The organism is Pseudoflavonifractor sp. SW1122 (genome assembly GCF_012027765.1).
GTDB lineage: Bacteria > Bacillota > Clostridia > Oscillospirales > Oscillospiraceae > Enterenecus > Enterenecus faecium.
The window spans coordinates 1-23,612 of sequence record NZ_SJOS01000039.1; the positions used below are offsets into that span (position 1 = coordinate 1).

Annotated in this window: 27 protein-coding genes; 13 read left to right on the forward strand and 14 right to left on the reverse strand. The window is 58.2% G+C overall.

Annotated features, from left to right (window positions below; translation table 11 throughout):
• The coding region (locus E0L15_RS09070; RefSeq protein ID WP_206020604.1) for an inorganic phosphate transporter at positions 1-483 on the forward strand (483 nt) is incomplete at its 5' end.
• Between the two features lie 633 nt (positions 484-1,116).
• Here the strand turns inward: E0L15_RS09070 and galT are convergent.
• The 4 genes from galT to E0L15_RS09090 all read right to left on the reverse strand — a co-directional run bounded on the left by galT (position 1,117) and on the right by E0L15_RS09090 (position 6,081).
• Positions 1,117-2,607: a UDP-glucose--hexose-1-phosphate uridylyltransferase gene (galT, locus tag E0L15_RS09075; RefSeq protein WP_168125337.1), complete on the reverse strand. Its 1,491-nt coding sequence runs from the start codon at positions 2,605-2,607 to the stop codon at positions 1,117-1,119.
• Between the two features lie 15 nt (positions 2,608-2,622).
• Positions 2,623-3,612 carry a UDP-glucose 4-epimerase GalE gene (gene galE, locus E0L15_RS09080; protein WP_168125338.1) on the reverse strand — a complete coding sequence of 330 codons (990 nt, stop codon included), beginning with the start codon at positions 3,610-3,612 and terminating at the stop codon, positions 2,623-2,625.
• A 35-nt stretch (positions 3,613-3,647) separates the two neighbouring features.
• On the reverse strand, positions 3,648-4,940 hold the full coding sequence (locus E0L15_RS09085; RefSeq protein ID WP_168125339.1) for a galactokinase family protein: 1,293 nt from the start codon (positions 4,938-4,940) through the stop codon (positions 3,648-3,650).
• A gap of 82 nt (positions 4,941-5,022) precedes the next feature.
• On the reverse strand, positions 5,023-6,081 hold the full coding sequence (locus E0L15_RS09090; RefSeq protein WP_087231184.1) for a LacI family DNA-binding transcriptional regulator: 1,059 nt from the start codon (positions 6,079-6,081) through the stop codon (positions 5,023-5,025).
• Between the two features lie 296 nt (positions 6,082-6,377).
• On the opposite strand from E0L15_RS09090, the gene E0L15_RS09095 reads away from it, so the two are divergent.
• On the forward strand, positions 6,378-6,752 hold the full coding sequence (locus tag E0L15_RS09095; protein ID WP_168125340.1) for a DUF5655 domain-containing protein: 375 nt from the start codon (positions 6,378-6,380) through the stop codon (positions 6,750-6,752).
• 50 nt (positions 6,753-6,802) lie between these two features.
• Here the strand turns inward: E0L15_RS09095 and E0L15_RS09100 are convergent, their stop codons facing one another.
• The 5 genes from E0L15_RS09100 to ulaG all read right to left on the reverse strand — a co-directional run bounded on the left by E0L15_RS09100 (position 6,803) and on the right by ulaG (position 10,705).
• Positions 6,803-7,063, reverse strand: coding sequence for an HPr family phosphocarrier protein (locus E0L15_RS09100; RefSeq protein WP_168125341.1), 261 nt, complete (start codon positions 7,061-7,063; stop codon positions 6,803-6,805).
• Positions 7,064-7,101: 38 nt separating this feature from the next.
• Positions 7,102-7,407, reverse strand: coding sequence for a PTS sugar transporter subunit IIB (locus E0L15_RS09105; protein ID WP_087231173.1), 306 nt, complete (start codon positions 7,405-7,407; stop codon positions 7,102-7,104).
• Between the two features lie 67 nt (positions 7,408-7,474).
• Positions 7,475-8,989: a PTS ascorbate transporter subunit IIC gene (locus E0L15_RS09110; RefSeq protein ID WP_347565989.1), complete on the reverse strand. Its 1,515-nt coding sequence runs from the start codon at positions 8,987-8,989 to the stop codon at positions 7,475-7,477.
• Between the two features lie 69 nt (positions 8,990-9,058).
• Positions 9,059-9,544 carry a PTS sugar transporter subunit IIA gene (locus E0L15_RS09115; protein WP_168125342.1) on the reverse strand — a complete coding sequence of 162 codons (486 nt, stop codon included), beginning with the start codon at positions 9,542-9,544 and terminating at the stop codon, positions 9,059-9,061.
• A 57-nt stretch (positions 9,545-9,601) separates the two neighbouring features.
• The gene (gene ulaG, locus E0L15_RS09120) at positions 9,602-10,705 is read right to left on the reverse strand and encodes an L-ascorbate 6-phosphate lactonase (RefSeq protein ID WP_168125343.1); all 1,104 of its coding nucleotides are present in this window, start codon (positions 10,703-10,705) and stop codon (positions 9,602-9,604) included.
• 450 nt (positions 10,706-11,155) lie between these two features.
• On the opposite strand from ulaG, the gene E0L15_RS09125 reads away from it, so the two are divergent.
• The 10 genes from E0L15_RS09125 (at position 11,156) to E0L15_RS09170 (ending at position 19,441) form a co-directional block, all read left to right on the forward strand.
• Positions 11,156-12,010 (forward strand): L-ribulose-5-phosphate 3-epimerase, encoded by an 855-nt coding sequence (locus E0L15_RS09125; RefSeq protein ID WP_168125344.1) that lies wholly within the window; start codon positions 11,156-11,158, stop codon positions 12,008-12,010.
• Positions 12,011-12,041: 31 nt separating this feature from the next.
• Positions 12,042-13,106 (forward strand): VCBS repeat-containing protein, encoded by a 1,065-nt coding sequence (locus tag E0L15_RS09130; protein ID WP_168125345.1) that lies wholly within the window; start codon positions 12,042-12,044, stop codon positions 13,104-13,106.
• A gap of 7 nt (positions 13,107-13,113) precedes the next feature.
• Positions 13,114-13,935, forward strand: a complete 822-nt coding sequence (locus tag E0L15_RS09135) for a Cof-type HAD-IIB family hydrolase (protein ID WP_168125346.1) — start codon at positions 13,114-13,116, stop codon at positions 13,933-13,935.
• Positions 13,936-14,090: 155 nt separating this feature from the next.
• Positions 14,091-14,792, forward strand: coding sequence for an L-ribulose-5-phosphate 4-epimerase (locus tag E0L15_RS09140; RefSeq protein WP_087369602.1), 702 nt, complete (start codon positions 14,091-14,093; stop codon positions 14,790-14,792).
• Between the two features lie 39 nt (positions 14,793-14,831).
• On the forward strand, positions 14,832-15,680 hold the full coding sequence (locus E0L15_RS09145) for a transketolase (RefSeq protein ID WP_168125347.1): 849 nt from the start codon (positions 14,832-14,834) through the stop codon (positions 15,678-15,680).
• A 2-nt stretch (positions 15,681-15,682) separates the two neighbouring features.
• On the forward strand, positions 15,683-16,627 hold the full coding sequence (locus E0L15_RS09150; protein WP_168125348.1) for a transketolase family protein: 945 nt from the start codon (positions 15,683-15,685) through the stop codon (positions 16,625-16,627).
• Between the two features lie 17 nt (positions 16,628-16,644).
• On the forward strand, positions 16,645-17,295 hold the full coding sequence (gene rpe, locus E0L15_RS09155) for a ribulose-phosphate 3-epimerase (protein WP_087392551.1): 651 nt from the start codon (positions 16,645-16,647) through the stop codon (positions 17,293-17,295).
• Positions 17,296-17,339: 44 nt separating this feature from the next.
• On the forward strand, positions 17,340-17,918 hold the full coding sequence (locus E0L15_RS09160; protein WP_168125349.1) for a hypothetical protein: 579 nt from the start codon (positions 17,340-17,342) through the stop codon (positions 17,916-17,918).
• Between the two features lie 12 nt (positions 17,919-17,930).
• On the forward strand, positions 17,931-18,662 hold the full coding sequence (locus E0L15_RS09165) for an HAD-IA family hydrolase (RefSeq protein WP_168125350.1): 732 nt from the start codon (positions 17,931-17,933) through the stop codon (positions 18,660-18,662).
• Positions 18,659-19,441 carry a DeoR/GlpR family DNA-binding transcription regulator gene (locus tag E0L15_RS09170; protein WP_168125351.1) on the forward strand — a complete coding sequence of 261 codons (783 nt, stop codon included), beginning with the start codon at positions 18,659-18,661 and terminating at the stop codon, positions 19,439-19,441. The genes E0L15_RS09165 and E0L15_RS09170 overlap by 4 nt, the downstream gene beginning before the upstream one ends.
• Before the next feature lie 67 nt (positions 19,442-19,508).
• Here E0L15_RS09170 and E0L15_RS09175 read toward each other — a convergent pair whose 3' ends face one another.
• The gene (locus E0L15_RS09175) at positions 19,509-20,237 is read right to left on the reverse strand and encodes a hypothetical protein (RefSeq protein WP_168125352.1); all 729 of its coding nucleotides are present in this window, start codon (positions 20,235-20,237) and stop codon (positions 19,509-19,511) included.
• 253 nt (positions 20,238-20,490) lie between these two features.
• Here E0L15_RS09175 and E0L15_RS09180 point away from each other — a divergent pair, with 253 nt between their 5' ends.
• Positions 20,491-20,724, forward strand: coding sequence for a hypothetical protein (locus tag E0L15_RS09180; RefSeq protein ID WP_206020605.1), 234 nt, complete (start codon positions 20,491-20,493; stop codon positions 20,722-20,724).
• Here E0L15_RS09180 and E0L15_RS09185 read toward each other — a convergent pair.
• From E0L15_RS09185 to E0L15_RS12240, 4 genes are all read right to left on the reverse strand, one after another.
• Positions 20,648-22,312 carry a recombinase family protein gene (locus E0L15_RS09185; protein WP_168125353.1) on the reverse strand — a complete coding sequence of 555 codons (1,665 nt, stop codon included), beginning with the start codon at positions 22,310-22,312 and terminating at the stop codon, positions 20,648-20,650. The genes E0L15_RS09180 and E0L15_RS09185 overlap by 77 nt on opposite strands.
• Positions 22,299-22,484, reverse strand: coding sequence for a hypothetical protein (locus tag E0L15_RS09190; RefSeq protein WP_087253999.1), 186 nt, complete (start codon positions 22,482-22,484; stop codon positions 22,299-22,301). The genes E0L15_RS09185 and E0L15_RS09190 overlap by 14 nt, the downstream gene beginning before the upstream one ends.
• A 475-nt stretch (positions 22,485-22,959) precedes the next feature.
• Positions 22,960-23,352, reverse strand: a complete 393-nt coding sequence (locus E0L15_RS09195; RefSeq protein WP_206020606.1) for a hypothetical protein — start codon at positions 23,350-23,352, stop codon at positions 22,960-22,962.
• The coding region (locus E0L15_RS12240; RefSeq protein ID WP_206020607.1) for a hypothetical protein at positions 23,342-23,612 on the reverse strand (271 nt) is incomplete at its 5' end. The genes E0L15_RS12240 and E0L15_RS09195, both read right to left, overlap by 11 nt.

Genomic DNA, 23,612 nt, shown 5'->3' on the forward strand with positions numbered 1-23,612 from the left:
TTTGTTGCGCACGCAGCCGCTCACCACCGAGACACCCACAAGGGGGTCCGTCGGCCGCGTCGGATGTGTATAAGAGCCAGCCCCCGCGGGGCCCAGGACGGGCAGAAGTTTCTGGCTCTGCTCCTCATGGCCCAAGGGGTGAGCGCCGCCCGGCCGCCCCTCATCCTGCTGCTGCTCACCGCCTGTACCATGGCCCTGGGCACCGGGCTGGGAGGTCGGCGGATTGTGGAGAAAATCGGCCACGAGCTGGCCCACCTCACCCCCACCCAAGGGCTGGCCGCTGATCTGGGCACCGGGTTAGTGCTGGGGGTGTGCTCGGCTCTAGGCCTGCCCGTGTCCACCAGCCACGCCAAGGTGGCCGCCATCTGTGGGGCCTCCCCCCATCCCAAGGCGGGAGTGGTGGCCCAGCTGCTGCTGGTGTGGGCGCTCACCTTCCCCGCCTGCATGGGGTTGGGGTATGGGTTTGCCCTTCTGTTGAGGTGAGGGCAAACCCGGGATGGGAGTTTGTTCTTCTACCATTTCCATATCCTAGGCTTGCCAACCTGGTGGTATACGCTCCGCTGGGCCCGATTTCTCAGCGATGAGAAATCGGGGAAAGAATCGCCCAGGCTTTCCCCCTGGGAACCCCCTGGGGTACTTGGGACAGGTGCCGGAGCAACCCATACCGCCGCTGAGGTATTGGGACAGCCTGTGCTCCTTGCGCCGCTGCCGCTGATGCCTACGAAGTAGCAGTGCAGTTTTTCTTTGGCAAAAGCGTCGGTGCATGGCAGGAACTGTCATCTTACACCCAACACCGGCCCTGTGCTTCTGAGGCAGGCGTTATCCAACCTGGGAAGTCGAGCGGCAGCGGATGCAGCGGCACAGGAGTATCAGCTTATCCCTGGGCCGGTTGGCGTTTATCCAGAGCCATAGGTCTTCTGACCCAAGGGAGGTTCTTAGGGGGGAACGCCCTAAGCGGGTTTTTCCCCGATTTTTGTCCGCTCAAAAATCGGGCCCAGCGGAGCGTACTTGCCAGGCTGGCAAGTGTGCACAAGAGACGTGGTGGAAAGTCAGGCTCCCCAGACAGCAAAAGATCCCGAAGCCACAACCGCAGCTTCGGGATCATGTTTTGTTGTCTTACACCTGTGCGATGAACTTGAGGAACTGCTCCTTGCCCTCAGCGGTGCGCTTATACACACCGGCGTGCTCCAGCACCTTGGCAAACACCAGGCCGGTCTCGTACTGGACGATGTCCCAGGCGTTGTCCTTGGTGATGGACTCGTACTTGGTCTTAAAGCCTTCCGCCCAGTCGGCGTGCTTTTCGGTGGTCTCCTGGGCACGCAGGTCGCCGCCGTTGGCCAGGCAGTCGGCCACTTGGGCCAACTCCTCCTTCAGGCGGGCGGGCAGCACGGCCAAGCCCATGACCTCGATGAGGCCGATGTTCTCCTTCTTGATGTGGTGAAGCTCCTGGTGGGGGTGGTACACACCCAGAGGGTACTCCTCGGTGGTGATGTTGTTGCGCAGCACCAGGTCCAGCTCATACTTGCCGTCCCGCATCCGGGCGATGGGGGTGATGGTGTTGTGAGGCTCCCCATCGGTCTCGGCATAGATGAAGGCGTCCTCGTCGGTATAGCCTCTCCAGCTCAGCAGGATCTTGTCGGCCAGGTCCACCAGCCGCTCCGGGTTCTCGCTGGAAATGCGGATGACGGACATGGGCCACTTGACGATGCCAGCGGTGACGTCCTCGTACCCAGCAAAGGTGACGGGAGTCTCCACAGGAGCGGTGGCCATAGCGAAGGTATAGCGGCCGCCCTGGAAGTGGTCGTGGGCCAGGATGGAGCCGCCCACGATGGGCAGGTCAGCGTTGGAGCCCACGAAGTAGTGGGGGTACTGGCGGACGAAGTCCAGGAGCTTGCCGAAGCAGGCCCGGTCGATCTTCATGGGGGTGTGCTCCTGGTTGAAGCAGATGCAGTGCTCGTTGTAGTACACATAGGGGGAGTACTGCAAAAACCAGGGGGAGTTGTTGATGGTGATGGGCACAATGCGGTGGTTCTGGCGGGCGGGGTGGTTCACCCGTCCGGCATAGCCCTCATTCTCCGCGCACAGCTGGCAGCGGGGATAGTTGGAGGCGGGGAGATTGCGGGCGGCGGCAATGGCCTTGGGGTCCTTCTCCGGCTTGGAGAGGTTGATGGTGATGTCCATCTCCCCGTACTCGGTGTCCGCCTTCCACCGCACGTCACGGGCAATACGGTCCCGGCGGATATAGTTGGTGTCCTGGGAGAAGGTGTAGTACCAGTCGGTGGCCTTCTCCGGGTCCTCGTTGTATAGGGCCTGGAACTTGGCCCGCACCTGGCTGGGCCGGGGGGTGAGGGCCCCCATGATGGCGGTGTCGAAGAGGTCCCGGTACACCACGGAGTTCTCGGTGAGGACGCCACGGGCATAGGCATCGTCCAGCAGCTCATCCAGCACAGCGGCCAGGTCGATGTCGCCCCACTCTTTTCCGGGGTCGGTGTAGCTGTCCAGCTTCAGCACCTCCAGCACCGCATTGGTGGCCCAGGTGGTCTCGCAGGGCTCAATGAGCCCGGTGCGGACCGCGTAAGTAATCAGCTTGGAAATGGCCTCGTTCATCTCTCTGCCCCTCCCTTACTTCTCATAGCCGTGGGGATGGGCCTTGTGCCAGTTCCAGGCGGAGGAGACGATGGTGTTCAGGTCGTCATACTGAGGCTTCCAGCCCAGCACGCTCTTGGCCTTCTCAGAGGAGGCGATGAGCTGGGCGGGGTCGCCAGCCCGGCGGGGAGAGACCTCAGCGGGGATGGGGTGTCCGGTGACGGCCCGGGCCACCTCGATGACCTCGTTGACGGAGAAGCCCACGCCGTTGCCCAGGTTGAAGACGTTGTTGTCGCCGCCCTTCATCAGGTAGTTTAGAGCCAGGATGTGGGCCTGGGCCAGGTCGGTGACGTGGATGTAGTCCCGGATGCAGGTGCCATCGGGGGTGGGATAGTCGTCGCCGAAGACGGAGATCTTCTCCCGCTGGCCGTTGGGCACCTGGAGAATCAGGGGGATGAGGTGGGTCTCGGGGTTGTGGGCCTCGCCGATCTTGCCGGAGGCGTGAGCGCCGCAGGCGTTGAAGTAGCGCAGGGCCACATAGCGCAGGCCGTGGGCCTTGGACACCCAGCTCATCATGTGCTCCATGGACAGCTTGGTCTCGCCGTAGCAGTTGGTGGGCTGGGTGCGGTCGGTCTCCAGAATGGGCACAGACTCGGGCTCGCCGTAGGTGGCGGCGGTGGAGGAGAACACGATCTTATCCACCCCGTGGGCCACCATGGACTGGAGGAGCACCATGGTACCGTAGAGGTTGTTGTCATAGTACTTCAGGGGGTTGGACATGGACTCGCCCACCTGGGAGGAGGCGGCAAAGTGGATGACGCCCTCGATGTTCTCGGCCTGGAACAGAGTGTCCAGAGCGCCACGGTCCCGGATGTCCAGCTGATAGAACCGGGCCTTGGGGTGCACGGCCTCCTTGAAGCCGGTGAGCAGGTTGTCTGCCACCACCACGTCACGTCCTGCGTCGATGAGCTCATAAACGGTGTGAGAACCGATGTATCCGGCTCCACCCAAAACCAAAATAGCCATTACAGTTCGCTCCCTTTCGATTCAGTTGATTTTCATCAGCACACCACGGCACCGCCCACAGCACGGACGGTGAGCACATGGCAGCTGCCAGTTCCCAGCACGGACTCCACGGTGCTCTTGAACTCGTCCAGCATATCCAGAGGCACGAAAGCCTGGATGGTGCCGGCAAAGCCGCCGCCGTGGACCCGGTAAGCGCCCCGGCCCTTGAGGGCGTGACCAGCCGTGGCCAGAGCCACTGCCATGGCCTGCTCGGCCACAGCGCCGGTGGGGGCAATGTTTTGCAGGTACATCCAGGAGGACTCCCCGGACTGCTGCACCACCTTCAGGAAGGCGTCAAAGTCGCCGCGCTCCAGGGCGTCGGCCTCCAGGGCCACCCGCTGGTCGTCGGCGAAGAAGTGCAGGGCACGGAGCACCGCCCGGTCGCCCACAGCCTTGCGCAGGCCGGGCATATCCGCCCAGATGCGGCTCTCGTCCACCTCCCGCAGCACCTCGCAGCCAAAGTAGGCGGCCACCGCCTTCATCTCCTGGGGAATGGCGGCGTACTCCGCGGTGAGGTCGGCGTGGTCAGCGCCGGAGTCAATGATGCACAGGGCGTGGCCGTAGCCCGCCAGGTCCACCTGGATGGGACGCACCACGGGGTTGGCGGTGTCGGCAAAGTCGATGGCCACAGCGCCGCCCACCGAGGAGGCGGTCTGGTCCATCAGGCCGCAGGGCTTGCCGAAGAACACGTTCTCGGCATACTGGCCGATCTGGGCGATGGTGGCGGCGTCCAGAGCATCCCCGCACACCAGGTGGTTGAGGATGACCCCAATGGTCACCTCACAGGCGGCGGAGGAGGACAGGCCGGAGCCGGGCAGCACCTTGCTGGTGGCGTAGGCGTCGAAGCCCACGGTGGTGTAGCCCCGCTGGGCAATGCCAGCGGCCACGCCACGCACCAGGGCGGCAGTGCCCTCCTTCTCCTCTTCCACAGGCTCCAGGTTATCCAGGTTCACCTCCACCATGTGCCAGCCCTCAGACATAAAGCGGATGGTATTGGTGCCGTTGGGGGCAGCGCACACCAAAAAGTCCAGGTCCACAGCCGCAGCCAGAACGCGGCCCCGCTGGTGGTCAGTATGGTTGCCGCAGATCTCGGTGCGGCCGGGGCCGGTGTACAGCCCTGCGCCCGCCTGGTTTCCAAACAGCTTGATAAATTCTTCTGTGACATGAATGCTGCGCTCACGTCCCTGCTCCAAGGCCTTGCCGCCGTCGTGCAGGTCGTACACACGGGCCAGAGACTCGTCCAGCTGGCCCGCCTTCAGCTCCTCCAGGAGCTTGTTGCAATCGTGCATGTCCTCTCACCTCTCCATTTCTAGTTGTTGATAAAAGTATACTTTTATTTTACTAAAAATTCAACCATTTCTTCTGAACAAATTATTCTTTGGAGTCTTGCACAAAATCCCGGGGAGTCGTTGTGCTCTTTCGCTCAATCATCGTGGGAGGCACCACCACTTTCAAGGGCAGGGTGCGCTCCGCCTCCCGGCCGGGCAGGGGTACCCGGGTGCGCAGCAGGTCCAACGCGGTGGCGGCCATCTGCTCCACATGGGCGGAGATGGACGTCAAAGGCGGGTCCAACAGGGCAGACCGGGGGGTGTTGTTAAAGGACACCACTGAGATCTGTTCCGGCACCGAGATGTTCAGCTCCCGCATGGCCCGCACAGCACCGATGGCCACCTCTTCGTTGGCGGCGATGAAGGCAGTGGGGCGGTCTCCACCCCGGGCCAGGAACTGTTCCACCGCCATGGCGGCCTCGTCGGTCTGCATGGGACAGTCCAGCAGCCACTCGGTGCGCAGAGCGCCCCGGTGCTCCATCTGTTCCACAAACAGCTTGCGCCGGGTCTCCAGGGCTCGCTGGCGCAGGTCGTCGTACTTCCACTCGGGGCCGATGAAGCCAATTTTCCGGTGTCCCAGCTTCTCCAGGTGCTCCAAGGCCAGGGAAATGCCCAGGGAGTAGTTGAGAACCACCGAGTCGTGCTGGCTCTCCCGGGGAGAGGAGTCCACAAACACCAGGTTGGGGCACAGCCCCGCCAGGGACCGAATCTGGTCGGGCTCAAACAGGCCGATGGCCACAATGCCGTCCAGCTTCTCCCCTCCTGTGGGTACCACAAACTCACTGCCCCGGTTTTCCAGGGCCACTGCCGTATATCGCTTGTCCAGGCAGCGCTGGCGCACAAATCCGCTCAAATACAGGTAATAAGGGTCGTCCAACTGCTGCACCGGGGAGAGCATCTCTGCGATGCCAACCCGCAGCACGCCCTTGGGGGTGCGTCCCCGTCTGCTCTTGGTCTGGGTGTAGTTCAGCCGCCCCGCCTCCTCCAATACCTTCCGGCGTGCCTCGGGGGTGACGGAAAGCTGTGGATCACCGGACAAAATCCGGGAGATGGTGGCGGGCGAGTAGCCGGTGCGCTGTGCAATTTCTTTCAGCGTTGCCATGGGCTCCGCCCCCTTTCTATTTCGGTAAAAATTATTTTATCATTGTTCTGCCCAGTTGGCAATGACCTTTTCACAGGAATTCGTGATTTCCTCCTGCTTTTCCAGATTCTCCCCTGGCTGCTTTGTCGGTTTCACACAACAAAGATATTCCCTTTCCCACGGTGTCCCTGAAAATTGTCTGCAAACTGCCGAAAAATGTCCCTGTCACCGGTGGAAAATTTATCTCCGCTCCGCTATACTATTTTTATCACAAATTCAGGCCCCATCCCCCAGTGGCCGATTCGGAGGTGTTCGAGATGTCCAACGACGAACTGCTGTTTTTCACTTCCATGCCCCAGATACTCCCCCTCTACACGGCGCTGCGGGACCAGCTGGACCAGCTCCACCCCAACGTCACCGCCAAGGTGGGAAAAACTCAGATCTCCCTGCGCAACCGTTACGTGTTTGCCTCCGTGTCCCTGCCCTGGCGCAAGGTCAAGGGGTGGCCGGAGGAGTACCTACTGCTCTCCTATGGCCTGTCCTACCGCAAGGAGCACCCCCGCATTGCCCTGGCGGTGGAGCCCTACCCCAACCGCTGGACCCACCACGTGCTCCTCACCTGCCCGGACGACCTGGACGAGACCGTGATGGGGTGGGTGGAGGAGGCCTACCAGTTCTCCATGGAAAAGTAAGAAAAAAGCACCTGTCTGGATGCAATCCAAACAGGTGCCTTTTCTTGTGTTTACAGGTTCTCTTCCAGGAACTTCTTCATGGCAGCGGCAGCCTCTTCCTCCCGCTCCCCTTCCACCGTGATGGTGATCTCGTGGCCCTTCTTAATGGCCAGGCCCATCAGCTTCATCAGCTGAGAGGCCTTCACCGTCTTGCCCTCCTTGGTAATGGAGACGACGGTGGGCTCAAAGCTCTTGGCCACCTTGGCCAGCTGTCCGGCGGGGCGGGCGTGGATGCCCAGTTCGTCACGAATGGTATAGCTAAACTGAATCATAACCGTGTTTCCTCCTTTTTCGATCTCCGTCCGGTCTCTTACAGCAGACCGGCGTCTTTCAAAGCCTGCTCGATCTCGGGGGCAGACATGACGTTGCGCAGAGGGATAACCACGGTGCCAGCCTTCTTGGCGTCCTCAAAGTTCTTCTCGAAGGTGCGGGCGCAGAACAGCACATCGTAGTTGCGGGCGGCGGACTTGCCCTCGGACACGGGGCAGTGGCGCAGCTCGGCGGGCTTGACGTTGAACTTCTTCATGACCTTGTCGATGGCCTTCTCCATCATCAGAGAGGAGCCAGCGCCGTTGGCACAGCAGGCAAGCAGTTTCTTATTATCCAGGTTAGCCATAACAATTTCTCCTTTTCATGTTTTAAATGGAAGGTTGGAAGGAACAGGGGATGGACTCCCCTTCTGATTAATACTCGTCGTCGCTCTGGATGCCCTTGTACTCTTTGTAGGCCTCGTAGTCCTCGGTGATGAGGTAGTAGCCCTTCTTGTCCAGGCGGTACTCGATCTGGGGAATGGCCAGAAGTGCAATGACCACCACGGCCACACCGGCATAGCCCAGGTACTTCATCACCACGGTGAAGGCAGGCCACACGGTGGCCCAGTCGAACATGCCCAGGTAGCCGCCGTACTGAGCCAGGCCCACCCAGCCGGCGATGAAGGCGGAGCCGAAGACCTGAATGAGGCCGGAGATGAAGGGGATGACCAGGCAGGCCTTCAGGCCGCCCTTCTCGTTGGCCACCAGACCGATGGTGGCGTTGTCGAAGAACACAGGCACGAAGCCGCAGATGATGATGGTGGGGGAACCGGTGAAGATCAGGATGGCGATGGCCACCAGCTGGCCCACCAGACCGGCCAGGAAGCCGAAGGTCACGGCGTTGGCGTCGCCGAAGCCGTAACACACGGCGCAGTCCACACCGGGGATGGAGGAGGGCAGCAGCTTGTCAGCGATGCCCTGGAAGGAGGCGGTGAGCTCGGTGACGAAGGTGCGAACACCCAGCTGCAGGATAGCCAGGTACACGGCGAAGTTGAGGGAGGTGGTCAGGCAGTACATCACGAAGTTGTCGGTGGCCTCGAGCGCCTCGGCATTCACGAAGAAGTCCTTGCCAATGACGCCCATGATGGCGCCGAAGAAGATGGTCATGAGGATGGCGGTACACACCATGTTCTCATTGAAGATGGAGAAGAAACCGGGCATTTCCATCTCGCCCACCTTCTTGATCTCCTTCTTGCGCTTGCCGCCGTTGGTGCCAAAGAACTTATCGGCGGCCCAGTAGCCCAGGCGGATACCGAACATCTGCTGGTGGGCGATGGCAAAGCCAGCGCCGTCGCTGAGCTCCTGCATGGGCTTGACGGTGAGGTTGGAACCCACGGCCCAGTAGGCACCCAGCACCACGGACATGACGATGAGCATGGGCACGTCGGTGCTAAAGCCCAGCAGTCCGGGCAGGGCGAACATGATCAGCCAGTAGGCGGTGGCAGCCTGCTGCACCTGCACGTGGCCGGTGGTGAACAGGGTGCGGCACTTGGTGACCTTATTGAAGCGTACCAACAGGATGTTGACGATAAAGGCAATGAGCAGCAGGGTCATGGCCTGGGAAAAGCCCTTGCCAAAGGTCTCCGTCACGCCAGCGGTGACGGCGTTTTGTCCATAGTAGGGGTCGATGACGCAGGCGGTCAGGTTGAAGCGTTCCCGCAGGCCCGCCAGAATGGGGCGGAAGGTATTGGACAGTCCGCTGGAACCCACGTTCAGAATCAGCATGCCGATGATGGCCTTCAGGGTACCACCCAGGATATCATACCATTTCTTCCCCATCAAGGCATAGCCCAACAGGGTCAAAAAACCGATCATGTAGGGAGCCTGGCGCAGGATGTAGGTGGCAAAGAACTCCCATGCGGCTTTCAAGAAGTCTAAAACAATCACTTGAATTCCTCACTTTCTTCAGGTCTCACCGGAGGCGGTCAGGACGTCCCTCCGGGGAGCCGTTGTCTCTCAGAGGTCCTCATCCTCGCAGGGGTACTTCTCCTCCGCCACCAGGATATCCTCCGGGGTATTGGCCTCCATCAAAGCGCCCAGCAGAGGCTCGTTGGTGAAGATCCCCATGAGAGAGGAGATATTATCGGTGTGCTCGTCGGGGTTGCAGGAGGCCAGGGTGAAGAACAGCCGGGCCACCTTCTGCTCGCCGTCCTCGTCCACGCCGAAGTCCACATCCTCTTTCACCCGCATGAAGCCTACCGAGGTCTTGTGGACACCGGAGGCGTCCTCTTGGGAGTGGGGCATGGCCACGTAGTGCTCGAACACCACGTAGGGGCCATAGGTTTCAATGCAGGAGACGATCTGCTCATAGTAATCCGGCTCCACATAGCCCGTCTCCACCAGAGACTGGCAGCTCAGCTTTACAGCCTCTTGCCAGGAGGGGACGCTGTCCACAAACTTGTAGTGGCCCCGCTCCACAATTTTCTTTAAGACGCTTTCCATAATGATTCCCCTTTTCTCCCCTGGGCCCGCAGGCCCAGGGGGTATTGTGTGTGTCGCTTACAGGCAGGAACGGAAGGGGATGTTCTGGGGATGCTCGAAGCAATCCTCGAAGCCCCGACGGTGGTGATAGTAGATCTTGTCCTTGTCCTGGGGATAGACGTACTTGCCGCCCACCTGCCAGAAGAAGGGATGGAACTGATACTCGTTGCGGTCCTTCTTGAAGTCGTAGAGCACCTTGATCTCCTCGCAGTCGGCCTGGAAGTTGGTCCACACATCCCAGTGGATGGGGACCACCACCTTGCAGCGCAGGTTCTCGGCCATGCGCAGGATGTCGGTGGAAGTCATCTTGTCCTGCATGCCGATGGGGTTCTCGCCGAAGGAGCCGAAGGCCACGTCAATGTCGTGGTCCTTGCCGTGCTTGGCAAAGTAGATGGAGAAGTGGGAGTCGCCGGAGTGGTAGATGTTGCCGCCGGGGGTCTTGACCAGGTAGTTGACGGCCTTGTCGTCCATGTCGGTGGGGCACACGCCGGTGAGCTCCTCCCGGTCGGGACCGGTGGAATCGGTGGTGACGATGCAGGTGCGGTCAAAGCTGTCCAGCGCCACGATCTCAATGTCCTTAATCTTAATGGTGTCGCCGGGCTTGACGGTGATGCAGCGGTCGGCGGGCACGCCCCAGTTGATCCAGGTCTCCACAGACTTCTTGGGACCGATGAAGGGAACGGGGATCACGTTGCCCTTGTCATCGGTGGTGGTCATGCCGCTCTGGATGACGTGGGCGGCCCACTCGGCGGACATGTGGTCCTGATGATAGTGGGTGGCCAGCACCGCGTCCACCTGCTTGAAGGCGAAGGGATCGAAGACGAAGGGCACGTTGCGCAGGTTGGGCTGCATCATGCGGCCGCCGCACATATTGGCCATCTGGTGGCCGGGCTTCATCTTGCCGTCGCCGTGGGTGCGCTTGCCGTTGCCGCACCACAGGTCAATGGTGATGTTGGCGCCGCCGGGGGTCTTGAACCACACGCCGGTGCACCCCAGCCACCACATGGCCACGTTGCCGGGCTGAACCACCTCGTTCTCAATGTCCTCCACCAGCCAGGTGCCCCACTCGGGGAAGGTAGAGGTAATCCACTTATCCCGGGTCATCTCAGAAACTTTACTCATTGTACATCATCCTCCTGAAAAAAACATATAAAACTTGAAAACATTTCTTCACGACGTTGTCTCACCCACAACGTCCTTGCAGCGTCATTATGCCACACACCCTGTTCGTTTGCAAGGGCTTTTTATGTTCATTTCACATTTTATGTTCGTTTATGTTTTGTTAACGCTTGCATATGAACATATTGCCAAACACCTTTTCTTTTCAATGTCAGGTTATTTTTGGCTGTATTTTTGAAAATAGGCTACACTTTTCTAGAGTAATCCTGATACACCCCCTGCTTTTTTCGTGATATCGCCGATTTTCTCACAGGTAATTTTCAAAAAAGAAATGTTCATTTCCTATTGCAAAATGAAAGTTCATTCGCTATAATCACCCTTGAACAAAGGTGTGATCGTCTTCCTTCGGAGAACGATCATTTAAAGTCCGTTTAACAAGAAGGAGGAGGTAACATGAACGCATACAGCATTGGATTATATGAGAAGGCCATGCCCGCATCCCTGACCTGGCGGGAGAAGCTGGAATGCGCCAAGGCCTGTGGGTACGACTTTGTGGAGATCAGCATCGACGAGAAGGATGATAAGCTGGCCCGCTTGGACTGGAGCGCAGAGCAGCGCCGGGAACTGGTGGCTCTCATGGAAGAGGTGGGCATTCCCATCCGCAGCATGTGCCTGTCCGGCCACCGCAAGTACCCCCTGGGGGCGTCCGACCCCGCCGTGCAGCAGCGTAGCATGGAGATCATGGAGAAGGCCATCCAGCTGGCGGACGATCTGGGCATCCGCATCATCCAGCTGGCGGGGTACGATGTGTACTATGAGGACAGCACCCCCCAGACCAAGGCCAACTTCATTCAAAATCTGAAAACTGCCGCAGAAATGGCCGCCGTCAAGGGCATTGTCATGGGCTTTGAGACCATGGAGACGGATTTTATGAACACCACCTGGAAGTCCATGTTCTATGTCAACATGGTCAACAGCCCCTATCTGGGGGTGTACCCCGACTCGGGCAACCTCACCAACGCCGCCGTCAGCTATGGCATTAACGTGCTGGACGATTTGGAGTCTGGCCGGGACCACATTGTAGCCCTGCACCTGAAGGAGACCGTCCCCGGCAAGTTCCGGGAGATTCCCTTCCTCACTGGACACGTGGACTTCCCCGCCGTCATCGCCAAGGCTTGGGACCTGGGGGTGCGCCGCTACGTCACCGAGATGTGGGACGTGGGCAAGCCCACCTGGAAAGAGGACATCATCTTCGCCAATACCCAGATGCGGGCCCTGCTGGACCAACAGCAGTCCCGTTTAAGCTAATTTGATATCGTGTAGAGAGGAGATTTTTCAAATGAACGTGGAAAAGAAAGTCATTGGTAACCTCACTAAGTGCTATGCCACCGCCACCCTGAACTACAAGGGCCGCCCCTGCTTCCTGGTGGCCGCTGAAAAGCAGGACCCCTGCTACCTCTTCTCCGAAGACGGCCAGCAGCTGGAAAAGGTGTGGGACGGACCCGGCGGTGTGATGACCATGATTCAGGTCCCCGGCTCCGACGGGCAGTTCCTGGCCACCCGCAAGTTCTACGGCCCCAACGACGGCGCCGACGCCTCCATCATCATCGCCACCCCCAAGGGGGAAAACGACTGGGAGATTCGCACCCTGTGCCGGGCCCCCTTCGTCCACCGCTTCGGCGTTCTCAACCGGGGTGGGGTCAACTACCTCATTGTCTGCTGTCTGAAATCCGGCCACGACTACAAAAACGACTGGCGATTCCCCGGCCAGACTTACGGTGCCGTCCTCCCCGCCGATCTGTCCGGGTACAACGACGACCACCAGCTGGAGCTAACTCTGCTCCAGGACCAGATGCTGAAAAACCACGGCTTCAGCGTCTTCCAGCACGGCGGCCACGACGCCGCCCTGGTGGGCTGCGAGGAAGGCGCCTTCGTCTTCGATCCCCCCATGGTCCCCGGCGGTGAGTGGACCGTCACCAAGGTGCTGGACGTGCCCACCAGCGACGCCGTGATGCTGGACTTCGATGGGGACGGCAAAATGGAGCTGGGCGTCATCAGTGACTTCCACGGCAACTCCCTGACCATCTACCACCTCAACGAGCACGGCCACTATGTCCCCCAGTGGAAATATCCCGCTCCCGAGTCGGACACCGAGATGCTCCACGCCACCTGGGCCGACACCATTCTGGGCAAGCCCACCTGGGTAGTCGGCTGGCGCAAGGGCACCAAGGACACCGTGGCCATCACCTGGGACCAGCAGGCCGGAACCTATCACTATGAGTATCTGGACCGGAACACCGGCTGTGCCAACGCCATGCACTTCGTCAACTCCCAGGGCCAGGACGTGATTGTGGGTACCAACCGGGAGATCGACGAGATCGCCCTGTACACCGTCACGGAATAATTCCCATATGAGTGCCAAGGCACTGTTTCTGGATTTAGACGGCACCCTGCTCAACGACCAAAAGGAGATCACCCCCGGCAACCGTGCCGCCATCGAGGCGGCTCTGGCTGCGGGACATCAGGTGGTCATCACCACGGGCCGCCCCCTGGTCAGCGCCCGGGAGCAGGCCCGGCGGCTGGGCCTCACCGGGCCTGGGTGTTACCTCATCGCCTTCAACGGCGGGGTCATCTACGACCTGGGCCGCAACCAGACCATCTTCGCCCAGACCATCCCCCTGGATCTGGTAGAGCCGGTGTTCGCCCAAGCCGCCCGCCGGGGCCTCCACATCCAGACCTACGACCACCGCCGGGTGCTGGTGGAGCCCCGGTGCGACAACGACGTGGTGCGGCGCTACTGCTCCCTCATCCTCATGGAGCACGCCGTCCTCCCCCATGTGTCTGCTCTGACCCAGCCCCCCGCCAAGTTTCTGGTCATCGACTACGAAACCAAAGCCCCGCTGGAGACGTTCCGCCAGTGGGTGCTGGAGGAATACCCCCAGCAGCTGGACGCCTTTTTCTCCTGTGAGCAGTACCTGGAGATCATTCCCCGGGGATTGAGCAAGGGAAACGCCCTGGTGCAGCTGGCCCAGCGGCTGGGCATTCCTATCGAAAACACCGTGGCGGCGGGGGACGCCGCCAACGACCTGTCCATGCTCCGGGCCGCTGGAATCGGGGTGGCCATGTGCAACGGCACCGACGAGGCCAAAGCGGCCGCCGACGCCGTCACCTGCCGGGACAACAATCATGACGGGATTGCTGAAATTATTGAGAAATATCTGGTTCATCGGTGAGATTTGTGGTAGAATTAGTGGTGCTACATCCGCTGTCTCACAGGCCGTGGGATGCCCACCCACCTCTTGTCAGGTGATTTGGTGTGCAAAATGTCCCATTTGGGCGGTGAACAGGCAAAAAAGTGAATATTTAATCATAAATGGAGGGTTTATCTATGCTGGAAGAACTCAAGCAAAAGGTATATGAGGCCAATATGGAACTGCCTCGTCGGGGTCTTGTGACCTACACCTGGGGCAACGTCAGCGGCATCGACCGGGAAAAGGGTCTGTTTGTCATCAAACCCTCCGGTGTGGAGTACGACGAGCTCAAGCCGGAGGACCTGGTGGTCATGGACCTGCAAGGCAACAAGGTGGAGGGTGATCTGAACCCCTCTTCCGACACCAAGACTCACCTGGTGCTGTACAACGCCTTCCCCCAACTGGGCGGCATCGTCCACACCCACAGCCCCTACGCCGTAGGCTGGGCCCAGGCCGGCCGGGACATTCCCTGCTACGGCACCACCCACGCCGACTACTTCTATGGCCCCATCCCCTGTGCCCGTCACCTGACCCAGGAGGAGCTGGACGAGGACTACGAGATGAACACTGGCAAGCTCATTGTGGAGGAGTTCCAGGCCCGGGGCATTGACCCGGTGGCCGTCCCCGCCGTGATCTGCCACAGCCACGGCCCCTTCACTTGGGGCAAGGACGCCGCTCAGGCTGTCTATCACGCCGTGGTGCTGGAAGAGGTGGCCAAGATGGCCATGTTCACCCGTCAGGTGGACCCCAGCGCTGCCCCGGCTCCCCAGCGCATTCAGGACAAGCACTACATGCGCAAACACGGCCCCAACGCCTACTACGGCCAGGGCAAACACTAAGGCTGACCACCAGCCAACACCAAGAAGGAGGAAGTTTGCATGACTTCTGCGGAAGAAAAATCCCTAAAGCTCACCGCCGTCTCCGTGCGGGAGGGCGTGCTCACCGGCACCCACGCCGCCAAGGCTGGACATCCCGGCGGCTCCCTGTCCGCCGCCGACCTGTTCACCTATCTCTATTTTAAAGAGATGCGCATCGACCCCGCCAACCCCCGTTGGGAGGATCGGGACCGTTTTGTCCTCTCCAAGGGCCACACCGCCCCCGGCCTGTATGCCGCTCTGGCCAACCGGGGCTACTTCCCCGTGGAGGACCTGCTCACTCTGCGCCACATCGGCAGCCACCTCCAGGGCCACCCCAACATGAACCTGACCCCCGGCATTGATATGTCCACCGGCTCTCTGGGCCAGGGCCTGTCCGCCGCCGCTGGCATGGCCAAGGGCGCCAAGTTCCTGAACAAGGACATCAACGTCTACAGCCTGCTGGGCGACGGCGAGCTGGCCGAGGGCCAGATCTGGGAGGCCACCATGTTTGCCGCCCACTACAAGCTGGACAACCTGTGCATCATCGTGGACATCAACGGCCTGCAGATTGACGGCCGCACCTGCGACGTGATGAACACCGAGCCTGTGGACGCCAAGTTCGCCGCCTTCGGCTGCAACGTAGTGAAGATCAATGGCCATGACTTCCAGGAGATGGAGACCGCCTTTGCCAAGTTCCACGCCAACCACGGCACCGGAAAGCCCACCGCCATCCTCATGACCACCACCAAGGGTAAGGGTGTGTCCTACATGGAGGATCAGGCCGGCTGGCACGGCAAGGCTCCCAACGATGAGGAGTACGCACAGGGTATGGCAGAACTGGCAGCCGCTCGGGCTGCCCTGGAGGTGTAATCATGGCAGAAGGAAAGAAAGTTGCAACCCGTGACAGCTACGGCAACGCTCTGAAGGAGCTGGGCGAGACCCACGCCAATCTGGTGGTGCTGGACGCCGACCTGGCCGGAGCCACCAAGACCGCGATCTTCAAGAAGGCGTTCCCCGAGCGCCACTTCGACTGCGGCATCGCCGAGGCCAACATGGTCAACGTGGCCGCGGGTCTGTCCACCATGGGCTTTGTGCCCTTTGCCGCCACCTTCGCCATGTTCGCCGCCGGGCGGGCCTACGAGCAGGTGCGCAACACCGTGGGCTATCCCCACCTGAACGTGAAGATCGGCGCCACCCACGGCGGTATCTCCGTGGGCGAGGACGGCGCTTCCCACCAGTGCTGCGAGGACTTCGCTCTCATGCGCACCATCCCCGGCATGACCGTCATGTGCCCCTCCGACGACGTGGAGGCCCGCAAGATGGTGAAGGCCGCCTATGAGATGGAGGGCCCCGTGTACATGCGCTTCGGCCGTGCCGCCACCCCTGTGTTCCACGACGAGGACTATGACTTCCAGATCGGCAAGGGCGAGGTGATTCAGGACGGCACCGACGTGGCCATCATCGCCACCGGCATCATGGTGCCCGAGGCCATCGAGGCTGGCAAGGCTCTGGCCGAGGCCGGCATTTCCGCCCGGGTCATCAACATGGCCACCATCAAGCCCCTGGACGAGGAGCTGGTGCTGAAGGCCGCAAAGGACTGCGGCAAGATCGTCACCGTGGAGGAGCACTCCATCATCGGCGGTCTGGGCGAGGCCGTGTGCGGCCTGCTGGCCGAGCAGTGCCCCACCCCCGTGCGCCGCATCGGCGTCAACGACGAGTTCGGTCACTCCGGCCCCGCCGCCGCCCTGCTCCAGCAGTTCGGTCTGTGCGCCGACCACATTGTCGAGGTGACCAACTCCCTGGTGTCCCAGGGCTAATTTCAAGGAGGCGGCCCATGGTACTTGTTTGTCCCTCGGTGCTCTCCGCAGACTTCACCTGCCTGGGAGAGGACTGCGCCCGGGTGCTGAACGCCGGGGCAGATATGATCCACTTTGACGTCATGGACGGCCACTTTGTGGACAACCTCAGCTTCGGTCTGCCCGTTTTGGAGACCCTGCACCACGCCCTGCCCCAGGCCGTAATGGATGTGCACCTGATGATCTCCCATCCCCTGCGCTTTGTCCACCGCTTTGCAGAGGCGGGGGCGGACTACATCACCGTCCATGTGGAGACCACCGACGACCTGTCCGCCACCTTGGCCGCCATCCACGGCTGTGGCTGCAAACGAGGCATGGCCCTCAACCCGGACACCCCGGTGGAGGCGGTGTTCCCCTACCTGGACCAGTTGGAGCTGGTGCTGGTGATGGGGGTCGTGCCCGGTCACGGCGGACAGCCCTTTGACCCCAGAGCCCTGGATAAGCTCCGGGCCCTGCGGGCCGAGTGCGCCCGTCGAGGGGTCTCCCCCATTCTCTCGGTGGACGGCGGCGTCAAGCCCGGCACCACCGCCCCCCAGTGCACGGAGGCCGGTGCCACCGCCTTGGTGGCAGGCAGCGCCGTATTCGGCGCCAAGGACGCCTCCGCCGCCGTTCGGCAGTTGAAAGGCTAACGGGTGAGAGGATGGGGCCATCTCTCACACATTGGAGGCACGCTATGCAAAGCCAGAGTTCCATGTTTCAAGCCAGCTTTGTCTATACCGATGAGATTCTCTCGGATTTCGAGAAGCTATACCATCTCAAAGGTTCCCTCTCCCCGGTGGCACGAATCATCTGCGGGGTGCTGGGTGTGGCGGGTGCCATCTACTTTGGCTTTCAGCTGTACCGCCACGGGTTCCAAATTGCCACGGCTGGCTATCTCATCGTCTGTTCCCTGATGATTTTGGTGGCGGTGTCCAGCCGTCGGCGCAGCGGTGCAGACGACACCTTGAAAAAGTACCGCAAATACTACGAGAACCACCGGGCCACCTTTCGCATGGATGCCGATGGGGTGGACATGAAGCTGGAGGGCCAGAAAAATCACGCCCACAGCAAGTTCCGCCAGATTTACGGTCTGTTTGAAACGGAACGCTGCTTCTACTTCGTCATCAAGGGCAAGGCCTACTACATTCTTCTACATTCTTCCCAAAAAGGCCCTGTCCCAGGAAGACGCAGACGCTCTGCGCACCTATATGCAGCAGCAGTGCAAAAAGAAGTTCCAATTCTATGCCCTGTAAGCCGCATGCCTCTTGGATAGCCTGGTGATACTATGATTCAAGCCGTCATTTTTGACATTGACAACACGCTATACGACTATGACGCCGCCCACGCCGTGGCCTTTCAGGCCCTGACGGAGTACGCCCAGCACACGCTGGGGGTGGACCCGGAGACCTTTGAGGCCCTGCATCAACGGGCCAATCAGCTGCTCCAGGCCCGCACCGGCGGCGACTGCGCCGCCATCCACAACCGTCTGCTCCGGTATCAGATTTTATTGGAGGAGTTGGGCAAGCCCATCCTCCACGCCCCTGTCATGGAGCGTCTGTACTGGAACACCCTCATTGACGCCGCCGTGCCCAGTCCCGGTGCACGGGACTGTCTGGAGCAGCTGCGCCAGGCGGGCCTCCGCCTGGGGGTGGGCACGGACATGACCGCCGACTGGCAATACGCCAAGCTGGAGCGGCTGAACCTGTTGCCCCTGCTGGACTTTGTGGTCACCAGTGAGGAGGTCACCCAGGAAAAGCCCGGCCCCCGCTTCTTCCAGCTCTGCCGGGAGAAGGCAGGCTGTCCGGCCTCCGCCTGTGTCTTTGTGGGGGACAACCGAAGCAAGGACGTGGGAGGCGCCAAACGGGCCGGGATGCGCCCGGTATGGTACCGCCCTCACAGCGGACCAGATGCCCCCCTCCTGGTGGACAGCGTACTGGAGGTACGCAGGCTGGACCACCTGTCGGACTACCTGCTGTCGTTGCTGGGGGCCAACCACGAGAAAGAGGATGTATCATGAAACGCGATCGTCAGTCGGTCAATGACCGCCACACCCGGATTCTCTCCCTGCTGCGGGAGCGCAGAGAGATTAAGGTGGAGGAGCTGTCCCAAATTTTCGACGTCTCCCCCATGACCATTCGCCGGGATTTACAGCACCTGGAGGACCAGGGCCTGATCAGCCGTTTTTACGGCGGCGCTGTGGCGGAGCAGCCCGTCTCCCCCGCCGGAGATGCCGACCAGGTGAAGCTGTACCGGGATCTCATCAGCCAGTATGCCGCCAATCTGGTGGCAGAAAACGATCAGATCTTCATCAACGGCAGCCGCACCGCCTTGGGGCTGCTGGACTTCCTGGAGGGGAAAAATGTACGGGTGTTCACCAACAACGGCCTGGTGTGCGCTCGGAAATATCCCTCCAACCTGCGCATTACCCTGTCCGGCGGAGAAGTGCGGGGCCAGAACGCCATTCTCACCGGGGACTGCACCATGCGCAACCTGCTCATGGTCCACGCCCGGAAGGCGTTCATTGGCTGCACGGGCATCTCCCCCAACGGTGAGCTGCTGTGCGGCATCCCCACGGAGTTGGGCATCAATGAGACCATGCTCAGCCACTCCGACCGCTACTTCATCCTGGCCGACCACACCAAGGTGGGCGTCATTGGCACCTATGCCAGCCTGCACTTGGAGAAAATGGGGACCGTCATCACTGATGAATTGGCCCCTGCCGCCGTGGTGGAACAGCTGCGGTATATTGGCATGGAGGTCATTCAGGTGACGAAGGGTCACTCAGGTGAAAAATAAAGGTCATAAAGGACGAAGCAGAACAGATTCTGCTTCGTCTTTTTAGCTTTTTTGAGACTATATCGCCTCATCGGCGATTATGGGCTTCCCACTCCACATGTAGCTTCCTTTCAATGGAATCTCCGCCTTTGGCAATGCGGTCCAAATACGCTGAGAGATTTCTCAAACTTTCCATGAGCTTATCCACTTTGTCAGGGTTACTCTGTATCTCTTGGTGCAAAGCTAAATAGAATCTGACAAGGGGTGCATACCACACTAAGTTTTCTCGATTCTGCAACGCTGTGCAAAACTCCCTATAGCGCATCAATACTCCCCCGCTCCCCCCTTGAAATTCACGCCCAATATCCCGTTGTAGTACATAATATATCCCCAACTGACTGAACGCTACCGTTGCCATGTTGATCTGTGCCAGAAGATCCGTATCATCCGAGCTTGATAGTTCCATAAAAGGAACAGCGCTACGTACATGTTCCATGCAGTAGAAAAGATGAGCCGTTAAATAGCATGAAGAAATCAGATAACACCCTTTCCCTGCATACCATTCATCAGGCTGATTGGGTAACTCATCCTCGCCATGAATTTCACAAATACTCTGTAGCGAGTTTTGCGCCTCAATTAGCTCGTGTAATCGGAAATAATTCTCCGATACCGCAAAGCGCAGCGGATCAATATATTCTTTGCGAAGCTGCGCCATGGTTGTCTTTTTATATTGTCGTTTTTCTTTTCTGGCAATGATGAACTGCGTTATGATCACCGTCACAATGGATATGATACCCGAAAGAATGATAGACTCCAAATCACACACCTTCCTTCTCCCATCCACAGGGATAATAGACAACTACCCGCCCACATTCATTGTAATTTATAAGTCCAATATCCTCTGGTGCTAAGACTTTTCAGGATGTTCCTATCTTATCTCATCCTACCACATCTTCCCACATTCATCAATTCATTTCAAAGCCTCCAATTTACACATTTTCTTGTTTCCCCCTTCCCCAGCCATAGGGACACGCCGCCCATGCATACACTTCCCCATGGAGGTGGTGACCATGTGGACGGCATGGCTCTTGTTAATGCTCAACGGACTCTTTTTCACCCTGCGGCTGGCCAACAACACTGGGTCCTTCCCCCGGGCCCTGACCCGGGAAGAGGAACAGGACTGCTTAACACGCATGGCCCAGGGGGACAGCGACGCCCGGGACAAACTCATTGAGCACAATTTGAGGCTTGTGGCTCATATCGTGAAGAAGAGGTACTACAAAGGACGAATCCGTCTCTCTTAAAATTGACTGAAGCAGTTTGCCCCAGCCGTAGAAAAACATCTAGATAAATTCTTGTATTGTCGCTCTCTTCTCTCACAACGATGTGGTCAAGAATCGCAGCTACAACATCAGAACTAATGCCATTTGTGAAATTGAGTTCTTCCCATAATGCCTTTTCCAGCAGATTAGGATCAAGAAGGTTTTCTCCTGCCTGCTGTTCCTGTTGTCTCAGCGCAGCCAGTTGATCCTCCAGTTCAGAAATCTGACTGTTAAATCTCTGGTTTCGCTCCTTAAATTCCTGGAGAGTAACAGCATTTGCTATACTTAGTTCCAGCAATTTGTCTTTCTTATCTTCTATTTGTTTGATTTGACCTTCGAGCCTCCCAATGGCGACCGAATGGTCTTTTTTTTGTGTTGTCTCAATAACACTATTTAGGACAAGACGTACAATCTCGTCCTTATTTCCAACCAGCTTCTCAAATAAATCAGCCAAAATTCTGTCAATTTCATAAGTGCGAATCCCCGGTAGGGCGCAAGCTTTCTTTCCTTGTTGGCGATAAATCCGGCATTTCCAGAATTCTGTTTTTCCAGCGGCGGTTTTGAAGTACTGTCTCTGAAAGTGTGTCCCATGGGTGCCGCAAACAATCTTACCGCTATAAGCATAACGGTTGTGATAGCTTGTAGCCTTTCCCTTAACCTCTCGACTGCGCTGTTTGAATATCTCATTTGCCCTGTCCCACAATTCTTCTGATACTATTGCTGGGATATTAGGGTCTGGATACATAACCCATTCACTCTCATCCAAAAAGATTGTTTTCTTTGAACGGTAATCTAGCTTCTGCGTTTTGTTCCCACAATACCACCCTTTATACTTGGGATTTGTGAGTATATGCTTGATGGTTGCGGTATTAAAGTCATTCCCAAGCAAGCTGGTATGACCTCTTCGGGTCAGTTCCTGGGAGAGTTTGCGAATGCCATACTTTCCCGTGGCATAAAGTTCAAAAATCAATCGAACTGCTTCAGCTTGCTCTGGGATAATGGTTAATTTACAGTCCTTCTTGTCATAGCCCCACAGTCGGTTATTACCCAGCACATGACCGTTCTTGATAGACTGCCGAAAACCGAACTTCAGGCGTTCAGACAGCTTCCGCACCTCATCCTGGGCCACGCCTGCCATGACCACCAAACGAAACTCGCTGTCGGTGTCCAGAGTATTGATGTTGTCGTTCTGAAAGAGAACACCCACGTTTGCATCCAGTAGCTCCTGAGTATACTGGATGCTGTCTAGAGTGCTTCTGGAAAACCGGGAAATCTCTTTGGTGATAATGAAGTCAAACAGACCCCTGTGGGCATCGTCAATCATACGTAGGAAGTTCTCCCGCTTGTAGGTGCTGGTACCCGAGATACCTTCGTCCACATAGCCTTGCACAAAAGTCCAGTTGGGGTTCTTCTGAATGAATTCCGTATAGTATTGAACCTGGTTCTCCAGGCTCCCTTGTTGCTCCACTTTTTCCGTGGATACACGTGCATAATATGTAACTCGCAGTGAAAGATCATAGATGGACCTGCCCATCCGCAACTGTTCTCGCAGCTTCCTAATGGTCATCATGCTGATCAACCTCCATCACTTCATTGGGGGTATCTCTAGCATACTGAGTGAAGCTTCTTCTGTCAAAAAATTGAGAGCAACATGCTGCACGATAGTGTTCTTCGGACAGCAGCTTTCGCTGCCGTAAACGCATCAACAGCGCAAGACCTACATCTCGCTCAACCTCATTCATCCTGATCCCCCCCTTTGAAGAAAGTTATTCGTAACTGCGAGTGTGTATGCATATTACCAAACCCACATGAACCATCACATATCATTCACACGGATTCGATAATATACGCCAAGTATGACATGACTGGCCACCGTTGGCTCGGTGTCATAGCTCCGCAAGCATCGGCCCTGTTGCCGGGTGCTGCCGGGCTCCCCCCTATCTTCGGGAGGCCGTGAGGAAGTATCATTATCCCCCATACAGTCGTTGCGCCCGGAGTGCCCTCTCCGGGTCTCAGGTTGACGTTGATCGCTAGGAGCTGCTCTCGCTGCTCCGTTACGGCGGCGATCCTGATTCGCTCGTGCATGAGTTATGTACCAGTCATGCCTGTATTCCATTTTCAAGGTACACGAGTGTTTCTCAACACTTCCTCCAACAAGTCAAGTAGAGTGGCTTGCTGGAGGAAGTGCCCAGGTGGCAGAGCCTGACCTGGGTTTCCTTAGAGTTCGTAGAAGACAATATACGCTATCACAATAGCTACGATTATTAGGGTCAAAGCAGCTGTACCTATGCAGATTAACGCCTCTTCATAGTTCCGCTTGATATAAACACAGCGGTCATCCATGTGTAGCCTATGCTTTTTCAAATCTTTCCTTAGTGCACGTTCCAGTGCGACATACATCTCCAGTTTGTACTCGTCTCTGAAACGATCTAGCTCTGGGTAGCTTTCACTTTTCAAAAAGAAATAGCTATCTCCCTCCCGTGCATGACGCTCGGCATCCGCCAGAACTCTAGCACGCAAATCGGGCAGCAATGTCTGTATATGTTCTTTTTTCTGCTGCTCCAATGCCTCTTTGGCAATCTTTGCATAATTATTTTTTTCACTGTTCATCTTGACGTTCCTCATATGTATAGATTCCTAATAGGGCCATACCAAATACTCCAGTTAGCACTAGACCTACCCAATAATTGAAGACAACCATATAAAGCAGAGAAGCCCCGAAGCAAACTTTGATTAACGTGACCAATAACAGCGGCCCAAAGAAGGTACGACGACGGAAGTAAACCGTTCCATCGAGCAAGTACAGATTACGCCGCCTTAACTCCTTTTGAGTGGCCCTATAGAGGGTGCGGAACGCTTTTTCACCATAT